This is a genomic window from Streptococcus sp. P25B114, assembly GCF_053010325.1.
In genome coordinates, this window is record NZ_JBRKNW010000009.1 from 1 (window position 1) to 13,418 (window position 13,418).

Below are 13,418 nucleotides of genomic sequence, written 5' to 3' on the forward strand. Positions count from 1 at the left end.
TTTTGTTGCGACGTCTAGCGTCAAAAAGCCCTACGACTTAACAAGACACCTCTACTTTATCATAAAGAAAAAGTAGTGAGTACTTTCTCCCGTCGGAGATTTCCTCACTACTAATCTTAGTATGTTTTTGTTCAGAAAAAGTGACAACTTATAAATTAAAAAAGCTAGTCAATGCAGTTTCTTTTGAAGTAAAAATCGAAAAATCGTGTTATTTTTTCCTCTTATTCTCCTCATTATCTGACATTTTAGGTTAGAAACTGGCTCCTCCTGAAAAGAAATATCAAAAAAATAGCACCTAAAAATCGCATAAAATAGGCATTTTAAAGAATTTTTTCAACTTTTTTTGAAAAAATAAGAAAAAAGACTTGCCAAGTCTCCAAATTGATGATATACTGACAACATAAAGATAAATAAAAGTTGTCACTTATCAAGTAACGTTGCTGTTATTCATCTTTATAACCCAAAAATCGATTTTTACTATTTTTATCTAAAAGGAGAATTTATATGATTTGGTCACTTATTGTTGGTGGATTTATTGGAGCTATCGCTGGTGCGATTACGAAAAAGGGTGGTTCAATGGGTTGGATCGCGAACATTATCGCTGGTCTAGTCGGATCATCTGTTGGTCAAAGTTTGTTTGGTCACGGCGGTCCGAGCCTTGCAGGTATGGCCTTGTTCCCATCTATCCTTGGTGCGGTTATCGTTGTAGCAGTTGTATCCTTCTTCTTTGGCCGTAAGGGTTAATGAAACTAGAAAGAGGCCTCGATGTCTAAAGTAAAAAAAATACTGACTGCTAGCCTCTTATTGCTGGTCTTGCTCTTCCTCTTGCTGACTTCTTTGAAGTTTGCAGGAGGGGGCCATCTTCCAGCGGAGCTAGTAGCATGGATTCCTCAATGGCCTGTCCATCAGGTTGTCGCTCCCTTTCTCAATCCCCTTGCATTTTGGGGCTTGATAGGACTGGCAATTCTGACTGCGGTCCTGCTCCTGGTAGTCCTTTTCTACCCTAAGCGCTATGCAGAGATTAACCTCATCCAGGAAAATGGTGGCAGTCTTCTAATGAAAAAATCTGCTATCGAGTCCTATGTAGCGATCCTAGCAGAAGAATCTGGCTATATGAAATCTGCAAGTGCAACAGTTATTCCCTATAAGAAGCGTCTTAAAGTCAAGCTTGCGGGTGATTTTGCTAAAGCTGGCTCCCTTGGTGAGCAGACTAGTCTTTTGGAGAAAAGCATTCAACATGGTTTGCGTCAATTCTTTGGAATGGAGCAGCCTATCAACTTTACTGTTCTTGTCAAAGATGTTGCAAGCAGTAAACAGTCGCGTCCTTCTCGCGTAGAATAGAGGTGTACATGAAAACAGTCAATAAATGGACTCTTCCTCTAGTGGGAGGTGCCGTCGGTCTTGTATTATCTATCTTATTTCTGAGTCTTGGATTTTTCAAAACTCTCTTAGTCTTAGTTTTGGTTGCAATCGGAGTAGGTGTAGGCTTCGGCCTCCAGGAGACAGGTCTCTTGGAAAACTATTTCAATAAGCGCTATTAAGTTTAAATAGAATTTTATATTTTCGGAGGTCATTATGACAGAACAAAATACACAGGTAATAAATGGTGAATTGACCTATGCGGACAAGGTCATTGAAAAAATTGTTGGCTTAGCTTTGGAATCAGTAGACGGCTTATTGGCTGTGGATGGCGGATTTTTAGCTAACTTGAAGGATAAATTGGTCAACACTGAAAATGTCCGTTCAGGTGTAAATGTAGAAGTTGGGAAAAAACAGGTTGCAGTCGATTTGTCGATTGTAGCTGAATACCAAAAACATTTGCCGACTATCTATAAGGCTATCCAGACAGTTGTTGAGTCAGAAGTCAAGCGTATGACGGACTTGGAAGTTGTTGAAATCAACGTTGAAGTATCTGACATCAAGACGCGGGCTCAATTTGAAGCTGATTCTGTTAGCTTGCAGGACCGTGTTTCAGATGCAACCCAATCAGTAGCAGATTTTACAGGTAGTCAGGTCAAGAAAACTTCAAGAGGTATTGAAGAATTGACTGCTAGAGAACCCCGTGTCATTTAAGAAATAAAAGAAAGAGGAAATCCTATGTCAGAAGAAAAAGTAAATGCAAAAGCAGAAGAACTTGTTGGTGGTGCTAAAAACCTTGTCGGTAAGGCAACGGGCAACAAGGAAGTAGAAGCAGAAGGTAAGGTAGAGCAATTGGCTGGTAAGGCTAAGGCTGCTATTGCTGACGCTAAAGATGCCGTTAAAGGCGCTGTTGAAGGTTTGAAAAAATAAGTTTTATCTATAGAAAGAGAGATTAGGAAATGAAAGAAACGAAAAACACACAAGTTGAAGCTGTAAAAGGTACTGTAGAATACGCAGACCAAGTGATTGAAAAAATGATTGGCTATGCCTTGAAAACTGTTCCAGGTCTTTTGTCAGTCAGCGGTGGTTTCTTGACGGATTTCAAGAACAAGCTGGTCAATAGTGACAATGTGAGAGAAGGCATCAACGTCGAAGTTGGTACCAAACAAGTTGCAACAGACCTGAAGATTGTGGTAGAATATGGTAAAGATATTCCAGCTATCGTTGAACAAATGAAAGCTGTCATCAGCAAAGAAGTTGCGGCTATGACTCACTTGCAAGTAGTAGAAGTGAACGTAGAAGTTGTAGACGTACAAACGCGTGAAGAGTTTGAAGCGGCATCTGTTACCTTGCAAGATCGTGTAACTGAAGCAGGTCAAGCTACAGGTCAGGCTATCGCTTCTCAAGCAAACAAGGCTGGTGAATTTGTCTCAGAAAAAACAGGACAAGTGAAGGAACAAATCCAATCATCTCGCGTAGAGTAGACTCAGTCTAATCAGTTCATCAATTAAATAGGGTTCAGGGCATGATTCTTGCCTAGGACCAATTAAAGGAGTGAGTTTCGGGATCATGGAAGGTGATACGGTACCGCTCCTTTTGTCTATGGAAAGAAGGAAGATTTATGCCGAATCGAAAAATTGTGAAAGCGTCTAAGTACCAGCAGATTGCGGTCGGAGTGGCGCAGCGAATCGTCTCTGGAGAATACGAGGTAGGCGAGCGAATCAAATCTCGTTCGACCCTGGCTAGTATGTTTGGGGTCTCGCCGGAGACCACTCGTAAGGCCTTAAATATTCTGGCCGATCTCCATATCGTGTCGGTCAAGCATGGTAGTGGAGCCATCGTCCTGTCCAAGGAAAAGGCCCACGATTTCATTGATAATTTTGAAATGACCAGCTCCCTAAATTCGCAAAAAGACCGGATTTTGGAGAAGATGGACCAGCAGGAAAATATGCTCAAGGAATTGCGTGGCTTGGTTTCTGTCTACTTGGATCAGACCAAGCGCGTGCAAAAGAAATACCCTTTGGAGCCCTACGGTTTAAAGTTGACAGCTGACTGTGAGTTGCTGGGCAAGCAGTTGGCGGATGCACGTATCTGGCACCACACAGGAGCCATTATTGTCGGTATTGAGCGCAATGAAGAGCTCTTGATTTCTCCTAGTCCCTACCAGACTTTGGAGAAAAATGATCTGGTGTATTTTGTCGGAGAAGAGCAGAGCTATCTGCGGATGAAAAATCTCTTCGGTTTATAAGAGGTGAGCAATGGCAATAAAGGCACTTGTATTTGACTTAGACGATACCTTATATGACCAGATTCAGCCCTTTGAACGGGCCTTGAAACGACATTTGTCGGTGCCTGAGGAGCAATTGGTTCACCTGTATCTGGCCTTTCGCCACTATGCGGATCAGGTTTTTGAAGCGGCTGCGACTGGCAAGATCAGCCTCAAGGACAGTCATGTTTATCGGATGAAGGCGGCCTTAGCTGATTTTGGTTACCAGGTGTCCGATGGGCTGGCCTTGACCATTCAAATCGACTACGACTATTATCAAGGGCAATTGGAACTCAGTCCGATTTATCCAGCTATTTTTGAGGCTTGCAAGCAGCGGGGTATTACTCTTGGCATCATTACCAACGGTCCCCATCGGCATCAATTGCGGAAAATCCGAACCTTGGGCCTACAAGATTGGATAGAGCAGGAGAAGATGGTTATCTCGGGGCAGGTTGGGATGACCAAGCCCAATCCAGCTATTTTCAAGCTGATGGAAGAGCGCCTGGGAATGGCGGGTCAAGAAATCTGTTATGTCGGTGATTCATTTGAAAATGATATCATCGGTGCCAAATCAGCTGGCTGGCAGGCCATCTGGTTCAACCACAGAAAACGGCAGCAGCCGGAGACAAGTGTGGAACCGGATAAGGTTGTGACCGAATGGCTTGACTTAGAAACAGCTATTATAGAGATGGGAAACTAGCTTAGGCTGGTTTTTTATTTTGGAGCTAATCGAAAGTAATTTCACAATTTATAAAATTTATCTACAATCTTAAAACTACTTTCTAAACAAGTTCAGATGGTTGAAATTCCTAAAAACTATGCTTATAATATTTTTTGTAAACGTTAACATTTTATAAAAGAGCGATGATGTCGCTCCATGCTTTAGAAAGGAGTTTCTGATGAACTTCAAGAAGTTTTCTCAGTTGGGGCAGGCTTTCATGCTGCCCATATCTATCTTACCGGTTGCTGGTTTGCTCCTTGGTATCGGGGGTGCCTTGTCCAACAGCAATGCGGTTTCTCAATTTCCTGTATTAGACCAGGCTTGGTTACAGGCAACTTTCACCATTATGAGTACAGCTGGTAGTGCTGTCTTTGCTAATTTGGCCCTTATTTTTGCGGTCGGAGTGGCAGTTGGTCTTGCAGATGCCGACAAGGGAACAGCTGGTTTATCAGCTGCGGTGTCCTACTTGGTGTATACAGCTACGATTAGTGGTTTTCTACAGTTATTTGCAGAAGAAGGTGCTAGTATTGACACAGGAGTGGTCGGTGCTTTGGCTATTGGTATCACAGTAGCAAATCTCCACAATAAATATAGGAAAATTGAGTTACCAGCCTTCCTAGGTTTCTTTGGAGGTTCGCGCTTTATTCCAATAGTGTCGTCTTTTGCAGCCATTGCCTTTGGTGGGATTTTCTATTTGATTTGGCCACCGATTCAGGGGCTTTTGGTGACATTCGGTGAAACAATATCAGAAATGGGAAGTCTAGGAACGTTCCTTTATGGATTTGGCTTACGGTTAACCGGAGCTTTTGGTTTACACCATACTATCTATCCGATGTTCTGGTATACTTCACTGGGTGGAAGTGAAGTAGTTGCCGGTGAAACGATTCAAGGTGCTCAGAATATTTTCTTTGCACAATTGGCTGATCCCAACCATACTGGATTATTTACATACGGGACTCGTTTCTTTGCCGGTCGTTTTGCGACTATGATTTTTGGTTTGCCGGCTTCTTGTTTGGCCATGTACCATGCTATTCCAAAGGAAAATCGTAAAAAAGTTGGCAGTTTCTATTCAAGTAGTGCCCTTACGTCCTTGTTGACAGGGATTACAGAACCAATTGAATTCTCCTTCCTATTTGTTGCTCCATGGCTGTACGTCGTCCATGCCTTCCTAGATGGTGTCTCTTTCTTGGTAGCTGACTTGCTACAAATTCGTATCGGGAATTCCTTCTCTGGTGGTTTGATTGACTATCTTATCTTTGGTGTTTTCCAAGGCAATGACAAAACCAACTGGCTCTTGGTGCTTCCAGTCGGTTTGGCCTGGGCAGCTATGTATTATGTTGTTTTCAAATTCCTAGTGACCAAGTTCCATGTTCTAGTGCCTGGTATGGAAACGGGTGATAGCTCTGCAAATTCTGATAAGGTATTGAAAAACGGCTCAACCCTCTATGATAGTGCCACTTCAATCATTGATGCCTTGGGTGGCGAAACCAATATAGAACACGTGACAGCCTGTGCGACTCGCCTCAGAGTATCCTTGAAGGACAGTCAAATGGTTGACAAGGATGTCCTGAAAGCGATTGGAGCAACAGCAGTTCTGGATGTGAAAGATGGTATTCAAGCCATCTATGGCGGACGGGCTATTCTTTATAGCCAAGAAATCAATCAGATTTTGGGCAGAGAAGAATAGCAAGGACAATCGACCAGCTTCGGCTGGTTTTTACTTTTGAAATTTTCTGACTTCTGAAAGTAGTTTTAGGAATATGTTAGATTTTACAATTTTTGAAACTGAAACCTATTATATGGCAATATATTGAATTATTGTATCCGAGGCGTTATAATAACAATGTAAGCGCTAACTCGGATCCGTCATTGAAAGGAGAATTCATGGCTAAATTGAGTAAGGAGGCCTTGATTGAACTAATAAAACCAGGAATCATCATTTCTTGCCAAGCCCTACCAGGTGAGCCTCTGTATAGGGAAGAAGGCGGGATAATGCCCCTCATGGTTAAGGCAGCCCAGGAAGCAGGAGCTGTTGGTATTCGGGCCAACAGTGTTCGAGATATTAAAGAAATTAAAGAAGTGACCAACCTACCTATTATCGGTATTATCAAGCGGGATTACCCACCACAGGAGCCTTTTATCACAGCGACCATGAAGGAGGTCGATGAGCTGGCAGCCCTGGACATTGAGGTCATTGCACTAGATTGTACCAAGCGGGAGCGGTACGACGGTTTGACTATCGTCGAGTTTATCAAGCAAATCAAGGAAAAATACCCAGACCAGCTCTTCATGGCAGATGTTTCCACCTATGAAGAAGGTCTGACGGCCTACGAGGCAGGTATTGACTTTGTCGGCACCACTCTCTCAGGCTATACTTCTTATAGCCGTCAGGGAGAAGGACCAGATATCGAGCTAGTAGATCGATTGGTTAAGGCGGGCATAGATGTCATTGCTGAAGGCAAAATCCATTATCCGGACCAGGTTAAAACGATTCACGACCTTGGTGTGGCAGGAATTGTAGTTGGTGGGGCTATTACTCGACCAAAAGAAATCGCAGAGCGTTTTATCAAGGCTTTGCAGGCTTAAATTGTCATCAAACTCCCCACAGGGGAAAATTAAAAAAATAAAAGGAGTAGAATGATGAAAAAAATCATGCATTCATTGTTAGCAGGTGCAGCTATTTTGTCACTTGCAGCTTGTGCCAATAAGGCAAGTGACACTACCGCATCATCTGCAGCAGAGTCAGGCAGCTCTGACAAGACAGAAATCACTTGGTGGGCCTTCCCAGTCTTCACGCAAGAAAAAACAGAAGATGGTGTGGGTACCTATGAGCAAAAAATTATTGCTGCTTTTGAGGAAGCAAACCCGGATATCGATGTGAAATTGGAAACCATCGACTTCACATCTGGACCTGAAAAAATCACGACAGCTATTGAAGCGGGCACTGCGCCAGATGTGCTCTTTGACGCACCAGGTCGTATCATTACCTACGGAAAAAATGGTAAATTGGCTGATTTGAACGACCTCTTTACAGATGATTTTGTTAAGGATGTCAACAACGATAACATCATCCAAGCGTCTAAAGCTGGTGATACAGCCTACATGTATCCAATCAGCTCTGCTCCATTCTACATGGCCTTTAACAAAGCGATGTTGAAAGATGCTGGTGTTCTTGATCTTGTCAAAGATGGCTGGACAACAGATGACTTTGAAAAAGTCATCAAGGCTTTGAAAGACAAAGGCTACAACCCAGGTTCCCTCTTCTCGAATGGTCAAGGTGGTGACCAAGGTACTCGTGCCTTCCTTGCGAACCTTTACAGCGGAAGCATCACAGACCCTGAAGTAACCAAGTACACAACTGACTCAGAACAAATGATTAAAGCCCTTGATAAGGCAGCTGGCTGGATCAAAGATGGCTACATGATGAACGGTTCTCAATATGCTGGTGGTGACGATATCCAAAACTTTGCAAATGGTCAAACATCTTACACCATCCTTTGGGCACCATCTCAAAATGGTATCCAACAACAATTGTTGGAAGCATCAGGCGTAGAAGTGCTTGAAGTTCTCTTCCCATCAGAAGATGGTAAACCAGACCTTGAATACCTTGTAAACGGCTTTGCAGTCTTCAACAATGGCGACGAAGCGCGTGTAGCAGCATCTAAGAAATTCCTTCAATTCATCGCAGATGATGCTGAGTGGGGACCTAAGAACGTTGTTCGTACAGGTGCCTTCCCAGTTCGTACATCCTTTGGAGCACTCTATGATGATGAACGCATGGCAATGATTGACGAGTGGACTCAATACTACTCTCCATACTACAACACCATTGACGGTTTTGCTGAAATGAGAACACTTTGGTTCCCAATGTTGCAAGCAGTATCAAATGGCGAACAAGACGCGGAAACAGCTTTGAAAGACTTCACTGAAAAAGCGAACGCAACCATTAAATAATATTTGAAAGTTGGCTCCTTTTCTAATCCCATTTCTATCGAGGTCTAGAAAGGGAGCTCTTGCTTTCTAATTTGAAAGAATTGAGGTGTTTGCATTGCAAATCAACAAAATACGAATGCGGGAAACCATTGTTTCTTACACGTTCTTGGCCCCAGTTTTGGTATTCTTTACCGTCTTTGTCTTGGCACCTATGGTCATGGGATTTGTGACTAGTTTCTTCAACTACACCATGACGGACTTTACCTTTGTCGGCTTAGATAACTATGTGCGGATGTTCAACGATCCTATCTTCATCAAATCCTTGATTAACACCTTGGTTATCGTTGTGGGATCAGTGCCAGTCGTGATTTTTTTCTCGCTCTTTGTAGCGGCCAATACCTACCAGAAAAATGTCATCGCTCGTTCCTTCTATCGAGCAGTCTTCTTCCTACCGGTGGTTACTGGTTCGGTAGCCGTAACGGTTGTCTGGAAATGGATTTACGATCCTCTGTCGGGTATTCTTAACTTTGTTTTGAAATCAGGTGGTATTATTGAACAAAATATCTCTTGGCTTGGGGACAAACAGTGGGCCCTCTGGGCAATTGTCATCATTCTCCTGACTACATCTGTCGGTCAGCCCATTATCCTCTATATCGCTGCTCTGGGAAATATTGATAATTCCTTGGTAGAAGCAGCACGGGTAGATGGTGCCAATGAAACCCAGGTTTTCTGGCAAATCAAGTGGCCTAGCCTCTTGCCTACAACCCTTTACATTACAGTTATTACAACCATTAACTCCTTCCAGATTTTCGCGCTTATCCAGCTCTTGACATCTGGTGGACCAAACTATTCAACATCGACCCTCATGTACTATCTCTACGAAAAAGCCTTCAAGCTTTCTGAGTATGGCTATGCCAATACCATGGGTGTCTTCCTTGCAGTCTTGATTGCTATCATTTCCTTTATCCAATTCAAGGTTCTTGGAAATGATGTGGAATATTAGAAAGGAGGTCAAGATGAAAAAGAAAACCATTACCCCATTTTCAATCCTATCTTCAGTGATTTTGTTGACCTTGACTGTCCTCTTTATCTTTCCTTTCTACTGGATTATGACAGGGGCCTTCAAGTCTCAACCCCATACCATTGTCATTCCGCCCCAGTGGTGGCCAACTGAGCCAACCCTGGAAAACTTTGTCAAGTTGACTGTGCAAAACCCAGCCCTGCAATGGTTGTGGAACTCAGTCTTTATTTCCTTAGCTACCATGATTTTGGTCTGTGCGACCTCATCCTTGGCAGGCTATGTTCTGGCCAAGAAACGCTTCTACGGTCAGAAAATTCTTTTCTCTATCTTCATCGCGGCCATGGCCCTGCCTAAGCAGGTAGTCTTGGTGCCGCTGGTACGGATTGTTAATTTCATGGGTATCCACGATACGCTTGCAGCGGTTATTTTGCCACTGGTTGGCTGGCCATTCGGTGTCTTCCTCATGAAGCAATTCTCAGAAAATATCCCGACCGAGCTTTTGGAATCAGCTAAGATTGACGGTTGTGGCGAGCTATCTACCTTTTGGAATGTGGCCTTCCCAATCGTAAAACCTGGCTTTGCGGCCCTGGCAATCTTTACCTTTATCAATTCTTGGAACGACTACTTCATGCAATTGGTTATGTTGACCTCTCGTCAGAACCTGACCATTTCCCTGGGGGTTGCGACCATGCAGGCCGAGATGGCGACCAACTACGGTCTCATCATGGCGGGTGCTGCCATGGCGGCCGTACCGATCGTAACCGTCTTCCTTGTCTTCCAGAAATCATTTACACAGGGGATTACCATGGGTGCTGTGAAAGGCTGATGCTCGTCGAAAATGGCTTTGTCTCGTCGTTATGTCGTCTCGGTAAACTTTAGTTATACCTTTGACTTCCTTGCCTAGATGCCAAGCCATTTTCTTGGAGCATCCCGTTGGAGTGTTGATGAAGACTGTTTCAGCTAGGCTAAAAGAAATTTACATTGCCAAATCCCGTTGGGTTGGTTGTTCAGTCTTCGTGGGAAATAGTACGAGACTTGGTCGATTTGGTTTGACGAGTGAAAACCTCCACCGTAGCTTTTCACTCACCAAGGCTCTTAACAACGGATGATTTTGATTTTCGCAGAGTATTAAAGCAAATATAGATTAGAGGTTGTATATGATTTACGATCTGATTGAAAATATTGCAACATATAAGGGACTGGATCCGCATCTGGATCTGGCCATCGATAGTATTTTGAGTGGTGACTTCAAGACACAAGATCCTGGCAGGTACGAGCTGGCTGGGGACAAGGTTTTCTGCTTTGTTCAGGACAATCAGCTAGTGGAGCCAGGGCAGCGTTTTGAATACCATAGAAATTATGCAGATCTGCATTTTCTTCTAGCTGGTCAAGAAATGATTTCCTACGGATATGACGGTCTGGAGGACTTAGAACCTTATCAAGCCCAGTCAGATGTTGGCTTTGTGATGGCATCCAGTCAGCTTGATTTGACCATCAATGATGAGTACTTTGCCTTTTTCCTGCCAGGAGAGTCTCATTTGCCCAACCAAAAAGCGGGTGAAGGAGAACAGGTCCGCAAACTTGTGTACAAAATTTTGATAGAATAGGAGATTTCCATGAAAAAGACAGGTGGTCAGCTATTACAATCTTTATTCGATGTCAATCACCCATTTTGGCAATCGGTGGAAAAGGTCTTCACCATTTTCCTTCTGAATATTTGCTTTGTGGTGACCAGTTTGCCTGTCTTGACCTTTGGAATTGCCCGCCTAGCTCTCTTTGCCAGTTTGGACATCCTTAGAAAGGAAGGAAAAGTAGCTGTTCTTGCGACCTATCCTGTCATGGTGAAGCGGTATTGGAAACAGGGCTTGACCTTGGGTCTGCTGGAAGGTCTCTTGGTGGGAGTCTGCATCCTGAACTTATTCTTGACTTCGGGTGTGACCTCGCTGCCCATACAAATTCTGCGCCTGGTCTGCTTTGCGACCCTCATCTTTAGTCAGTTGATGATTCCCTACCTCTATCAAGTGGCCAGTCAAGTAGAATTGCCCTTGGTTCAGCTGGGCCTGACTGCCCTGATGCAGTCGGCTCGAAACCTTTGGTTGACCTTGGCTATTGTCGTGGTACTTCTGGTCCTAGTCTTTGTAGCTTTCTTCAATGGTCTGACCTTTTTGGTCGTCCTCTCATTGCTGGCTACTTTCGGCTACGCGGGCCTGGTCTATCTCTTCCTTCTTTACTATAAATCCTGAAATCTTGAAATCCTGAAAAACTGATAAATTTGAAAGGAATCTTATGTCTCATTTAGAAAAATACAAAGGAATTATCCCAGCATTTTATGCCTGTTACGGCGAAAATGGAGAAATTGATTCGCAACGTGTCAAAGAACTGACCCGCTATTTTATTGAAAAAGGAGTAAAAGGACTGTATGTCAATGGTTCTTCTGGTGAATGCATTTATCAGAGTGTGGCGGATCGTAAGTTAGTCCTTGAAGCAGTTATGGAAGAGGCGCGTGGTAAATTGACCATTATCAACCATGTGGCCTGCAACAATCTCAAGGACAGTCAAGAATTGGCCCGTCACTCTGAAGAATTGGGTGTTGATGCCATTGCGGCTATTCCACCGATTTATTTCCGCCTGCCAGAGTACGGCATCGCTGACTACTGGAACGGGATCAGCAGTGCCGCACCAAATACGGACTTCATGATTTACAACATTCCGCAGTTAGCTGGTGTGGCTTTGACGCCAAGCCTCTACAAGGAAATGCTGAAGAATCCTCGTGTCATCGGGGTGAAAAATTCATCCATGCCAGTGCAGGACATTGACACCTTTATCAACATTGCTGGTCCAGACTATATTGTCTTCAATGGTCCAGATGAGCAATTCTTGGGCGGTCGTCTCATGGGAGCTGGCGGTGGTATCGGTGGTACCTATGGTTCTATGCCGGAACTCTTCCTGGCCCTAGATGACTTGATTGCCAAGAAAGAACTGGAAAAAGCCCGTGAACTCCAGGCTGAAATCAACCGAATTATTACGAAACTCTGCTCCGGTCACGGTCACATGTACGCTGTCATCAAGGAAGTTCTCCGCATCAATGAAGGCCTGGACATAGGATCAGTTCGGGAACCATTGTCCTCTCTTAAAGATACAGATTTGGCCATTGCCAAGGAGGCGGCAGACATGATTGTGCAGGCTAAGACGGTCTTTATCGGCTAATGGAGGTGACCTATGACACGCTATTTAGCAGTAGATATAGGAGGTACCCAGATTAAGTATGGCCTGGTTGACCAGGAAGGGCAGCTCCTAGAGCAACATAAAATGGATACCCAGGCTCACCTGGGAGGGCCGCATATCCTTGCGACAGTTAAGGATTTGGTAAGAAAATACAAGGACAATTCTGATATTTCAGGTGTAGCTATTTCTTCAGCAGGAATGGTCGACCATGTTAAAGGGGAAATCTTCTACTCTGGGCCGCAAATTCCTAACTACGCTGGGACAAAATTTAAGGCTGAAATTGAGGCAACATTTGGCCTGCCTTGTGAAATAGAAAATGATGTCAACTGTGCAGGTCTAGCAGAAGGAATTTCGGGTTCGGGTCAAGACAATCAAATTTGCCTTTGCCTGACGATTGGCACTGGCATTGGTGGCTGTCTCCTTATCGACAAGGAAATCTACCACGGATCCAGTAATGCAGCCTGTGAAGTAGGCTATCTCCCCTTGTCTGACGGGGCCTTTCAGGATATTGCTTCAACGACAGCTCTAGTTCAGCATGTGGCAGACCTGCATGGGGATAATCCATCCGAATGGGATGGGTATCGGATTTTTCAAGAAGCCAAAAATGGCAACAGCAAGTGTCAAGTGGCTATTCATCAACTAGTGGACAATCTTGGTAAGGGCATTGCAACCATTACTTATGTAGTCAATCCGGAGATTGTCATCCTAGGTGGTGGAATAATGGGGCAGAAAGAATATCTGGAACCCATGATTCAAGAAGCAATAAAACGTCATTTATTACCAAGCTTGGTTGAAAAAACAAGGATTGCATTTGCTAAACATGAAAATGCAGCTGGCATGCTAGGGGCCTTCTATCATTTTGCCCAAAAACAGGGCTTGAAAGTTGGGTGAGT

17 protein-coding genes are annotated in these 13,418 nt (G+C 43.9%); all 17 read left to right on the plus strand.

Features of this window, described 5'->3' with window-relative positions; translation table 11 throughout:
- Positions 1 to 504: 504 nt before the first annotated feature.
- The 17 genes from ACVC7T_RS05590 (at position 505) to ACVC7T_RS05670 (ending at position 13,416) form a co-directional block, all read left to right on the plus strand.
- Positions 505 to 744 (plus strand): GlsB/YeaQ/YmgE family stress response membrane protein, encoded by a 240-nt coding sequence (locus tag ACVC7T_RS05590; RefSeq protein ID WP_105110353.1) that lies wholly within the window; start codon positions 505 to 507, stop codon positions 742 to 744.
- A 21-nt stretch (positions 745 to 765) separates the two neighbouring features.
- Positions 766 to 1,341, plus strand: coding sequence for an alkaline shock response membrane anchor protein AmaP (amaP, locus tag ACVC7T_RS05595; protein WP_105110352.1), 576 nt, complete (start codon positions 766 to 768; stop codon positions 1,339 to 1,341).
- A gap of 8 nt (positions 1,342 to 1,349) precedes the next feature.
- A complete protein-coding gene (locus ACVC7T_RS05600) occupies positions 1,350 to 1,541 on the plus strand; it encodes a DUF2273 domain-containing protein (RefSeq protein WP_105110351.1) in 192 nt (63 codons plus the stop codon).
- Positions 1,542 to 1,575: 34 nt separating this feature from the next.
- Positions 1,576 to 2,073 (plus strand): Asp23/Gls24 family envelope stress response protein, encoded by a 498-nt coding sequence (locus ACVC7T_RS05605; protein WP_257104220.1) that lies wholly within the window; start codon positions 1,576 to 1,578, stop codon positions 2,071 to 2,073.
- Positions 2,074 to 2,097: 24 nt separating this feature from the next.
- Positions 2,098 to 2,289, plus strand: coding sequence for a CsbD family protein (locus ACVC7T_RS05610; protein WP_105101041.1), 192 nt, complete (start codon positions 2,098 to 2,100; stop codon positions 2,287 to 2,289).
- Between the two features lie 29 nt (positions 2,290 to 2,318).
- Entirely contained in the window at positions 2,319 to 2,843 is a 525-nt protein-coding gene (locus ACVC7T_RS05615) for an Asp23/Gls24 family envelope stress response protein (protein WP_105110349.1), read from the plus strand.
- 137 nt (positions 2,844 to 2,980) lie between these two features.
- The gene (locus ACVC7T_RS05620; RefSeq protein WP_105160627.1) at positions 2,981 to 3,607 is read left to right on the plus strand and encodes a TrkA C-terminal domain-containing protein; all 627 of its coding nucleotides are present in this window, start codon (positions 2,981 to 2,983) and stop codon (positions 3,605 to 3,607) included.
- Positions 3,608 to 3,623: 16 nt separating this feature from the next.
- On the plus strand, positions 3,624 to 4,325 hold the full coding sequence (locus tag ACVC7T_RS05625) for an HAD family hydrolase (RefSeq protein WP_172096162.1): 702 nt from the start codon (positions 3,624 to 3,626) through the stop codon (positions 4,323 to 4,325).
- 199 nt (positions 4,326 to 4,524) lie between these two features.
- Positions 4,525 to 6,033 (plus strand): PTS transporter subunit EIIC, encoded by a 1,509-nt coding sequence (locus ACVC7T_RS05630; protein WP_394735475.1) that lies wholly within the window; start codon positions 4,525 to 4,527, stop codon positions 6,031 to 6,033.
- A 197-nt stretch (positions 6,034 to 6,230) separates the two neighbouring features.
- Positions 6,231 to 6,932, plus strand: coding sequence for an N-acetylmannosamine-6-phosphate 2-epimerase (locus ACVC7T_RS05635; RefSeq protein WP_447262604.1), 702 nt, complete (start codon positions 6,231 to 6,233; stop codon positions 6,930 to 6,932).
- Positions 6,933 to 6,986: 54 nt separating this feature from the next.
- On the plus strand, positions 6,987 to 8,300 hold the full coding sequence (locus ACVC7T_RS05640) for an ABC transporter substrate-binding protein (RefSeq protein ID WP_105160630.1): 1,314 nt from the start codon (positions 6,987 to 6,989) through the stop codon (positions 8,298 to 8,300).
- A gap of 94 nt (positions 8,301 to 8,394) precedes the next feature.
- Positions 8,395 to 9,282 carry a carbohydrate ABC transporter permease gene (locus tag ACVC7T_RS05645; RefSeq protein WP_161943016.1) on the plus strand — a complete coding sequence of 296 codons (888 nt, stop codon included), beginning with the start codon at positions 8,395 to 8,397 and terminating at the stop codon, positions 9,280 to 9,282.
- A 13-nt stretch (positions 9,283 to 9,295) separates the two neighbouring features.
- On the plus strand, positions 9,296 to 10,126 hold the full coding sequence (locus tag ACVC7T_RS05650; RefSeq protein WP_105110344.1) for a carbohydrate ABC transporter permease: 831 nt from the start codon (positions 9,296 to 9,298) through the stop codon (positions 10,124 to 10,126).
- Between the two features lie 331 nt (positions 10,127 to 10,457).
- Positions 10,458 to 10,907, plus strand: coding sequence for a YhcH/YjgK/YiaL family protein (locus tag ACVC7T_RS05655; protein ID WP_105123193.1), 450 nt, complete (start codon positions 10,458 to 10,460; stop codon positions 10,905 to 10,907).
- Positions 10,908 to 10,916: 9 nt separating this feature from the next.
- Complete coding sequence (locus tag ACVC7T_RS05660; RefSeq protein WP_257104222.1) at positions 10,917 to 11,543, plus strand: DUF624 domain-containing protein; 627 nt, start codon at positions 10,917 to 10,919, stop codon at positions 11,541 to 11,543.
- A 43-nt stretch (positions 11,544 to 11,586) separates the two neighbouring features.
- A complete protein-coding gene (locus tag ACVC7T_RS05665; protein WP_447262605.1) occupies positions 11,587 to 12,507 on the plus strand; it encodes a dihydrodipicolinate synthase family protein in 921 nt (306 codons plus the stop codon).
- A 12-nt stretch (positions 12,508 to 12,519) separates the two neighbouring features.
- Positions 12,520 to 13,416 carry an ROK family protein gene (locus ACVC7T_RS05670; protein WP_447262606.1) on the plus strand — a complete coding sequence of 299 codons (897 nt, stop codon included), beginning with the start codon at positions 12,520 to 12,522 and terminating at the stop codon, positions 13,414 to 13,416.
- Positions 13,417 to 13,418: the final 2 nt, after the last annotated feature.

Coding starts and splice junctions, on each gene's coding strand:
- ACVC7T_RS05590 (WP_105110353.1), top strand. CDS start 505: ATGATTTGGTCACTTATTGTTGGTGGATTTATTGGAGCTATCGCTGGT.
- amaP (WP_105110352.1), top strand. CDS start 766: ATGTCTAAAGTAAAAAAAATACTGACTGCTAGCCTCTTATTGCTGGTC.
- ACVC7T_RS05600 (WP_105110351.1), top strand. CDS start 1,350: ATGAAAACAGTCAATAAATGGACTCTTCCTCTAGTGGGAGGTGCCGTC.
- ACVC7T_RS05605 (WP_257104220.1), top strand. CDS start 1,576: ATGACAGAACAAAATACACAGGTAATAAATGGTGAATTGACCTATGCG.
- ACVC7T_RS05610 (WP_105101041.1), top strand. CDS start 2,098: ATGTCAGAAGAAAAAGTAAATGCAAAAGCAGAAGAACTTGTTGGTGGT.
- ACVC7T_RS05615 (WP_105110349.1), top strand. CDS start 2,319: ATGAAAGAAACGAAAAACACACAAGTTGAAGCTGTAAAAGGTACTGTA.
- ACVC7T_RS05620 (WP_105160627.1), top strand. CDS start 2,981: ATGCCGAATCGAAAAATTGTGAAAGCGTCTAAGTACCAGCAGATTGCG.
- ACVC7T_RS05630 (WP_394735475.1), top strand. CDS start 4,525: ATGAACTTCAAGAAGTTTTCTCAGTTGGGGCAGGCTTTCATGCTGCCC.
- ACVC7T_RS05635 (WP_447262604.1), top strand. CDS start 6,231: ATGGCTAAATTGAGTAAGGAGGCCTTGATTGAACTAATAAAACCAGGA.
- ACVC7T_RS05640 (WP_105160630.1), top strand. CDS start 6,987: ATGAAAAAAATCATGCATTCATTGTTAGCAGGTGCAGCTATTTTGTCA.
- ACVC7T_RS05650 (WP_105110344.1), top strand. CDS start 9,296: ATGAAAAAGAAAACCATTACCCCATTTTCAATCCTATCTTCAGTGATT.
- ACVC7T_RS05655 (WP_105123193.1), top strand. CDS start 10,458: ATGATTTACGATCTGATTGAAAATATTGCAACATATAAGGGACTGGAT.
- ACVC7T_RS05660 (WP_257104222.1), top strand. CDS start 10,917: ATGAAAAAGACAGGTGGTCAGCTATTACAATCTTTATTCGATGTCAAT.
- ACVC7T_RS05665 (WP_447262605.1), top strand. CDS start 11,587: ATGTCTCATTTAGAAAAATACAAAGGAATTATCCCAGCATTTTATGCC.
- ACVC7T_RS05670 (WP_447262606.1), top strand. CDS start 12,520: ATGACACGCTATTTAGCAGTAGATATAGGAGGTACCCAGATTAAGTAT.